The following is a 7,850-nucleotide window of genomic DNA, read 5'->3' as shown; positions in this document are numbered from 1 at the left end:
AAAAAAGATGAAATTTTAGAAAGTTTAGGAGAAGGTGATGTTATAATTACGGCTTTAATTTTTGGAATTTTTCACTATAAAGCAGCTTTTTTAATTTTATTTATTGCTTCTTTGTTAAGTTTGATTTTTTTTATAAAAATAGCTAGAAAAGATTACCAAATGCCTATGATTCCTTTTTTATTTATAGCTATTTTGTTGCATTTTAGCATAGAAAGTTGGATATGAAACTAGTTTATAAATATTTATTAAATCAATTCTTAAACACAATGTTATCTTTATTTTTTACTTTATTTGTTATTGTTTCTATTATTTTTTTTATTCAACTTGCAAATATTACTTCTTATGTGGAAGTTACTCTTATGGAGTTGTTTCAATTATATATTTATTTATTGCCTAAAACTTTAGCATTTACTTTGCCTATTTCTTTTTTTATTGCTTTGACCTTAAGTTTTTATAGATTATCTCGAGAAAATGAAAGTATAGTTTTATTTACTCTGGGGATTTCGCCAAAGATTATTGCACTTTTTTTTATGAAAATAGCTGGAATTATAAGCTTTTTTATGCTCATAGTGGTTTTGATTTTTATACCCATATCATTTGAACTTTTTGATAATTTTATAGATTATAAAAAAATTAGCACAAAAATTAATATTAAAACTGGAGAATTTGGACAAAAATATGGTGATTGGCTGATATTTATTGATAAAAAAAATGCTGATAATATTTATGAAAATATTATTATGTATCATCCTAAAAAAAATTCTAGTGATAAAGAGCAAATTATATTGGCTAAAGAGGGAAAATTGGAAAGTCAAGAAGGTTTTGTTTTATTTAAGCTTGATGAAGGTAAAGCATATGAAATAAAAAATGATAATTGGCACATATCTAGTTTTAAAAATTTGTTAATTAAAAATAAAATTTATTCTAAAGAGTTAAATGTTAAAAATTTTTATGATTATTGGTCTGATTTAAATACTAGCAAAGAAAAAGCAAAAGAATTTGTAATATACACTCTCATAGCACTTTTCCCACTTGCTAGCACTTTATTTGCTCTTTCTTTTGGGATAGTAACTTATCGCTATGAAAAAGGCTTTGCTTATTTTGGTATTTTCTTTGTTATTTTTGCGTATTTTAGTTTATTGATTAGTTTTTATAAACCTCCTTTAATAGCCGTAGGAGTAATTTTTGTAAGTTTTTTAGTAGCTTCTGTGATTTATTTTAGAAAAAAGATTTTAAGTAGATATTAAATGCTTTTAAAATTAACTTTTTCTTACGATGGCTCTAAATTTCAAGGTTCAGCAAGCCAACCTCATAAAAATAGTGTTCAAGATAAACTTGCACAAGCATTAAGTCATCTTGGAATTTATGAAAAAATTTTATTTGCCTCAAGAACAGATAAAGGTGTTCATGCTACCAATGCTGTTGCAAGTGTAGAAGTTGGTAAATATTTTGATGATTTTATATATTTGAAAAATAAAATTAATCATTTTGCTCATCCTTACATACATATAAAAAATATACAAAAGATGCCACAAGCTTTTCAAGTGCGTTTTGATGTCAAAAAAAGAAAGTATTTTTATGTGCTTTTTCATGGAATTTATAATCCCGCTTTAGCTTCTTATGTGCATTTTTATCCACCTATAAATTTATATTTTGCATCTGAAATTATTTCTATGTTTGAAGGTGAGCATAATTTTAAATTTTTTCAAAAAGAAGGATCTAATAACAAAACAACAATAAGAAAAATTTACAAGAGTAAAATTTTCTCTTATAAAAATTGTAGCATATTCTCTTTTGAAGCAAATGGTTTTTTAAGATCGCAAATTAGAATGATGATGGCGGGTGTATTTAAAGTTTTAGAGGACAAAATAAGTCAAGATGAACTTAAAGAACAAATTGACGCTAAAAAAATACATACTAGATTATTAGCACCTTCTAGTGGTTTGTATTTAAGTAAAATTACTTATTGAGGCATTTTCAAGCTCAAGTAAAAATTTTTTTATAAATATTCCATTTGCATATCCACCTATGTGATTTTTAGCTAAAACTCTATGACAAGGTATAAAAATAGCGATTTTATTTTTAGAATTTGCATTTCCAACCGCTCTATATGCTTTATTGTGATTTATTATTGTAGCTATTTCTTGATAGGTTTTAGTGCAACCATAAGGTATATTCATTAATGCATAATAGACTTTTTTCTCAAATTCACTTCCTTGTATCAATAATGGTGTTTTAAAAACCTGTAATTTTTTGCAAAAATATAAATCCAATTCTTTTTGAGCTAAATTTAATATAGGACAATTATGAGTTTGAAGTTTTTGTTTTTTGTTTATGAAATCAAGACTTATTAGTTGCTTGCCATTACTTTGTAAAAATATATAAGATATATCTGATGAATAAATACTTTGATACATTTTTAACCTTTGCTTGAAAAATAATTAATTGTTATTAAAGCAAAAATTTAGTTAAAATATCAATTCATTTCAAAAAATAAGGATAGTATTTGAGACTTTTGATTTTAAGTTTAATATTTTGTTTTCAAAGTTTTGCTTTAGAATATAATTGTGATTATCTAAAGGAAAATAAAGCAATTTTTTTCAAAGAATTTAATCCACAAAGTATGCAAGATTATTCTCAGATTGATTTAAACTGCCGATTTTCTTTAAAAAATAGTGAAATAACTAAGAAGCTTTATGCGCTTGCAAATGAAATTAGAGGAAGCAATAGTGCGTGTGTAGGTGCAGAGTATTTTAGTGATTTAAGAAAATTTGATTTTTTACTTTTAAAAATTGCCTTAGATCCTATGAATTATCAAGTAAATTTGCAAAATGCTGATATTTTAGAAAAAAAATTTGCAAAATTAAAAGCTTATTTTAGATTTTGGGCTTATCAAAGTATTGGAAATTTTAAACTTTATAAAGATTTTTGGAAAGCTTATGATGATGCAATTGATCCACTAACAATGTATTTTTATAAAAATTTTAAAATGGATAAAGCAAGTGCAGTTTATTTTGCAAATAGTGCTTTAAATGAATTTTTAAATTGGGCTGTTGGTGAAACTAAAATTTTTAAGGATATTTCAAATTTTGAAAAATTTGTTGCAAATTCAAATAATTCATTGGAGCAAATTCGAGAATATATTTATGCAAACAAAATCAATGCTTTGGAGTTAAACAATGGTTTTAAATCTGCTTTATTAAATAATAAAAAACCAGAAGTTATAGCTGAATTTATCAAACTTGGCGTGAAATTAAATGAAGGTTATGAGTCTGCTTTATTTTATGCTTTGGGTAGTTATGATAATGTTAAATTGCTTTTAGAAAATGGTGCTGAAGTTGATTATAAAAATTCTTTTGGAAAAACGCCTTTGTTTTATGCTGTTGAATACAATAATTATGAAGTTTCTAAACTTTTGATCGAAAATGGTGCAAATATTAACCAAAAATATATTAATGATAATGAAAAATTTTCAGTAACTAGCGTGGGTTCTAATACACCTTATTACATTACTTTATGTGCATTAGAGCATACTTCTAAAAATATCTTTATGCATGCTGCAAATTATGCTGATATTAAAATGCTTAAATTACTTGTTGATTATAAAGTAAAAATTGATGAGGTAGATGATTTAGGTTTTAATGCTTTAGATTTTGCTTTGATTGCTAAAAATAGTAAAAATATAGAGTATTTAAAAGAAATAGGATTAAAAGAAAATGAAAATTTAGTATTTTATGAGGAAATTTTGCCGTGAAGATCGCATTAATTACAGGTGCTAGTTCAGGGTTTGGCTTAGAAACATTAAAGGCATTAATTGGACTTGATTATAAAATTATAGCTATTGCACGTCGCAAAGAGAGATTAGAAGAGCTTAAGCAGCAATTTCAAGACAAGGTTTTTTCAGTTGTCTTAGATGTTAAAAATAAAGATGCAGTATTTGATGCTATACAAAATTTACCATCACAATGGAAAGAAATTTCTTTACTTGTAAATAATGCAGGACTTGCTTTGGGTCTTGAAGAATTTCATCAATTAAGCGTTGATGATATTGAAAATATGGTAGATACAAATGTGAAAGGATTTTTATATATTGCAAAAGCAGTATTGCCTTTGTTGAAGAGAAATAAGAGTGCTCATATTATTAATATTGGATCTATTGCTGCAAACGTTCCTTATTACGGAGGAAATGTATATTGTGGCACTAAAGCTTTTGTAGCTCAATTTTCTAGAGCTTTAAGAACTGATTTGCGTGGAACTAATATAAAAGTAACAAATATTGCTCCTGGACTTTGTAAAACTGAATTTAGCGAAGTGAGATTTAAAGGCAATAAACTTAAAGCAGAAGAACCTTATAAAGATACCAAATACATAACAGCTCAAGATATAGCAAAGATTATTTCTTTTATAGTTACTTTGCCTGAACATATAAATATTAATGAAATTGAATTAATGCCAGTAACTCAAACTTGGGCTGGAACTTTCAGTGAAAAAATATATGATTAAAGGAGAAATATGAAATTTTTTTATTTATTAGCAATTCCAATTTTTATGTTTGCTGATACACAAAGTAATGCAGAACTTTTTGGAGCTTGGACACTTTTGCCACCTATTGTGGCTATTATATTAGCTTTTGTAACTAAAGATGTGGTGTTATCTTTATTTTTAGGTGCTTTAAGTGGAACTTTTATGCTAGGACTTATTGAAAATAATATTTATCAAGCACTCATTGCTTCTTTTACAGGGTTTGTTAATAAAGTCGTAAGCGTTATGGCAAGTCCTGGTAATGCTGGAATTTTATTGCAGGTTTTGACTATAGGTGGAGTAGTTGCTTTGATTACAAAAACTGGGGGAACAAAAGCTGTTGCTATCTGGCTATCTACTAAAGCAAAGGAAGCTAAAAGCTCTCAATTTGCTACTTGGTGTATGGGGATATTTATATTTTTTGATGATTATGCAAATTCTTTAATTGTAGGTCCAATTATGCGTCCTGTTACTGATAAATTTAAAATAAGTCGTGAGAAGCTTGCTTTTATTATGGATGCAACTGCAGCACCAATTACGGGTTTAGCAATTATTTCTACTTGGATTGGTCTTGAAATTTCTTTAATTCGCAGTGGTTATGATTTGATTGATGATGTAACCTTGGCACATTTAGGTGTTTTAGGTGAAGAGATTAATGCTTTTGAGATTTTTGTGCAAACTTTACCTTATAGATTTTATAATCTTTTTATGTTGATTTTTGTGCTTTTGACTATTTATACTGGTAGAGAATTTGGTCCTATGTTAAAAGCTGAACTTAGAGCAAGAGCCGGAAAATTCTCTAATGGACACGAAAAAATTGATAACATAGAAGATAAAGTTTTAGAACCAAAAGAGCATATAAAATTACAAGCTTCAAATGCGATAATTCCTTTGTTTGTTTTGATAGTATTTTCTTTTATTGGATTTTATTTTAGTGGCTATAATGCCATTGAAGATACGGCTTTAAAAGCACAAATTGATTCTATGCCTTTGAGCTTATTTGCTTTTAGAGAAACTTTTGGAGCCGCAGATGCTTCTATAGTTTTATTTCAAGCTGCGTTATTAGCAACTATTGTGGCGATAATTTTGGGTATATATAGAAAAATTTTTAATCTTAAAGAGGCTATTGCTACTTGGACTCATGGATGGAGAACTATGATTATGACGATGATTATTTTACTTTGTGCTTGGTCTCTTGCTTCTGTGATTAAAGACTTAGGAACTTCAAAATATCTAATTGATTTATTTTCAGATAAAACTCCTATTTATTTATTGCCAACGGCTATTTTTATCTTTGCTTCAATTATTTCTTTTTCAACAGGAACTAGCTATGGGACCATGGGTATATTAATGCCTTTAGCTATTCCTTTAGCTATGGCAGTTGGAGTGCATAATGGTTTAGGCGGAATGGAGCTTCATCAATATATGATTATTAATATTTCAGGTGTTTTAACGGGTGCAATTTTTGGAGATCATTGTTCGCCAATTTCTGATACCACTATACTTTCTTCAATGGGAAGTAAATGCGATCTTTTAGCCCACGTTAGCACTCAAATGCCTTATGCCTTAAGTGTTTGCGCTATTAGCATACTTTGTGGTTATTTGCCAGTAGCTTTAGGACTCAATGTTTGGCTAGGATTGATATTAGGTATTGTTGCGATGGTAATTTTACTTTTTGTAATAGGTAAAAAGGTCGATATTTAATGCACTTTGAAGAAAAAATATCTTTAAATCAAACATTATTTTCACCATTATTTGATGGTGAAATTCAATGTTTTAATTCCCCTGATGCTTATAGAACTAGAGCTGAATTTTCTATTTATCACGATAAAAACGATAAGATTTATTATGCTATGTATGAAAATAAGAAAAAGATTCCAATTCAAAAATTTGATAAAGCAAATGAAGTGATTCAAAAATTTATGCCTATATTATTAAGAAATATAAATGAAAAATTAGCACATAAACTTTTTGGAGTTGAATTTTTAGCTACGAAATTAGATTTAAGTATAACTTTGCTTTATCACAAGAATATAGAGGAAATTTTTAAAAATTTAGAAAAATTAGCTACTGATTTAAATATTAAACTTATAGCTAGAAGTAAAGGTAAAAAATTTGTTTTTAATGGAGAAATTTTAAAACAAGAGCTTGAAATTTATGGTAAGAAAATATTTTACGAGTTTAATAATGATTGTTTTATTCAACCTAATACTTATATTAATGAGAAAATGATTGAATGGATTTTATCTTGTATAAAAGAAGATAAAAAACAAGATTTATTAGAATTTTATTGCGGTTATGGAAATTTTACTATCGCATTAGCCAATCAATTTAATAGAATTTTAGCAACAGAAATTTCTAAAAAAAATATAGAATTTGCTTTAAAAAATTGTATATTAAATAATATTTCAAATATTGATTTTATTAGACTTTCTAGTGAGGAGTTAATTCAAGCTTTTAAAAAACAAAGAGATTTTAATCGTTTAAGAAATATAAATCTTGAAAGTTTTGAGATATCTCATATTTTAGTTGATCCCCCTAGGGCAGGATTAGATGAAAATGTTATAGAATTTATTAAATATTTTGAAAATATTATTTATATTTCATGCAATCCTATTACTTTAAAAGAAGATCTTCAAAAATTACACAAAAGCCATAAAATAATTAAATTTGCATTCTTTGATCAATTTGCTAATACAAATCACCTTGAGTGCGGTGTTTATTTAAAAAAGCTTGATGTTTAACTAAATAAAAATATAAAACATTAATTTTGCACATATTATTATTATTATCGCAAAAATAAATACTATAGGATGAATATCTTTGTATAGTGGATTTTGCTTTTTTAATACTATTTTGTAAAAAAGTGAAAATAATATCAATATAAAAATACACACAGCAAAAAATATTTTAAAGACAAATATCCAATTTAAAGGGTTTAAGTGAAAATGAGCCAAATACAAACCGCTAATAAATAAAACTAACACAATAGGTGGCATTATTTTGATTGCATTGTCAATATTAAAGGCAGTATTTTTTTTAAGATGTTTTAATAAAAATATATCAGTAAATAAAAATCCTACAAAAAAAATAGCACAAAATAAATGTATTATTAAAATATAAGGGTAGATATTAGTCATGGTAAAACCTTTATGTCATTTTTGTGTATTTTATAATATTTTATAGATAAAATTATTGACTTATGTTAAATATATCTAATAATTTTTAGCTTTCTTAGAAAGTTTTGAAAAATCAATGTTAAATCATTAAATTTTTTATGAAAGAAAAAATTTATAAAATTTCTTAAAAGATATTGTTTAACATAGAAT

7 protein-coding genes and 1 pseudogene are annotated in these 7,850 nt (G+C 26.2%); 7 read left to right on the top strand and 1 reads right to left on the bottom strand.

Annotated elements, in window-relative coordinates:
• The 3 genes and pseudogenes from QZ429_RS07065 to truA form a co-directional block, all read left to right on the top strand.
• Positions 1-225 (top strand): annotated as a pseudogene (locus tag QZ429_RS07065) (prepilin peptidase); the annotation flags it as partial.
• Positions 222-1,247 (top strand): LptF/LptG family permease, encoded by a 1,026-nt coding sequence (locus QZ429_RS07060; RefSeq protein ID WP_291953215.1) that lies wholly within the window; start codon positions 222-224, stop codon positions 1,245-1,247. The pseudogene QZ429_RS07065 and the gene QZ429_RS07060, both read left to right, overlap by 4 nt.
• Positions 1,248-1,970 carry a tRNA pseudouridine(38-40) synthase TruA gene (gene truA / locus QZ429_RS07055; protein WP_291953213.1) on the top strand — a complete coding sequence of 241 codons (723 nt, stop codon included), beginning with the start codon at positions 1,248-1,250 and terminating at the stop codon, positions 1,968-1,970.
• Here the strand turns inward: truA and QZ429_RS07050 are convergent.
• Positions 1,950-2,417, bottom strand: coding sequence for a methylated-DNA--[protein]-cysteine S-methyltransferase (locus tag QZ429_RS07050; protein WP_291953212.1), 468 nt, complete (start codon positions 2,415-2,417; stop codon positions 1,950-1,952). The two genes, truA and QZ429_RS07050, sit on opposite strands and share 21 nt — an antisense overlap.
• An 89-nt stretch (positions 2,418-2,506) precedes the next feature.
• Here QZ429_RS07050 and QZ429_RS07045 point away from each other — a divergent pair, with 89 nt between their 5' ends.
• Genes QZ429_RS07045 through trmA form a run of 4 tightly spaced genes read left to right on the top strand, consistent with a single transcriptional unit; the run spans position 2,507 to position 7,265 of the window.
• On the top strand, positions 2,507-3,754 hold the full coding sequence (locus QZ429_RS07045; RefSeq protein WP_291953211.1) for an ankyrin repeat domain-containing protein: 1,248 nt from the start codon (positions 2,507-2,509) through the stop codon (positions 3,752-3,754).
• Complete coding sequence (locus tag QZ429_RS07040; RefSeq protein ID WP_291953209.1) at positions 3,751-4,503, top strand: SDR family NAD(P)-dependent oxidoreductase; 753 nt, start codon at positions 3,751-3,753, stop codon at positions 4,501-4,503. Before QZ429_RS07045 ends, QZ429_RS07040 begins: the two co-directional genes overlap by 4 nt.
• A gap of 9 nt (positions 4,504-4,512) precedes the next feature.
• On the top strand, positions 4,513-6,225 hold the full coding sequence (locus QZ429_RS07035; protein WP_291953208.1) for a Na+/H+ antiporter NhaC family protein: 1,713 nt from the start codon (positions 4,513-4,515) through the stop codon (positions 6,223-6,225).
• Positions 6,225-7,265 (top strand): tRNA (uridine(54)-C5)-methyltransferase TrmA, encoded by a 1,041-nt coding sequence (trmA, locus tag QZ429_RS07030; protein ID WP_291953206.1) that lies wholly within the window; start codon positions 6,225-6,227, stop codon positions 7,263-7,265. Before QZ429_RS07035 ends, trmA begins: the two co-directional genes overlap by 1 nt.
• Positions 7,266-7,850: the final 585 nt, after the last annotated feature.

Source organism: Campylobacter sp., assembly GCF_020024835.1.
Classification (GTDB): domain Bacteria; phylum Campylobacterota; class Campylobacteria; order Campylobacterales; family Campylobacteraceae; genus Campylobacter_D.
Note: the sequence above shows the minus strand (reverse complement) of the source record. Positions and strands in the feature narration are given on the sequence as shown.

Excerpts from the sequence above, each read along its gene's own strand:
- truA (WP_291953213.1), top strand. The coding sequence starts at position 1,248 with ATGCTTTTAAAATTAACTTTTTCTTACGATGGCTCTAAATTTCAAGGT.
- trmA (WP_291953206.1), top strand. The coding sequence starts at position 6,225 with ATGCACTTTGAAGAAAAAATATCTTTAAATCAAACATTATTTTCACCA.
- QZ429_RS07060 (WP_291953215.1), top strand. The coding sequence starts at position 222 with ATGAAACTAGTTTATAAATATTTATTAAATCAATTCTTAAACACAATG.
- QZ429_RS07035 (WP_291953208.1), top strand. The coding sequence starts at position 4,513 with ATGAAATTTTTTTATTTATTAGCAATTCCAATTTTTATGTTTGCTGAT.
- QZ429_RS07050 (WP_291953212.1), bottom strand. The coding sequence starts at position 2,417 with ATGTATCAAAGTATTTATTCATCAGATATATCTTATATATTTTTACAA.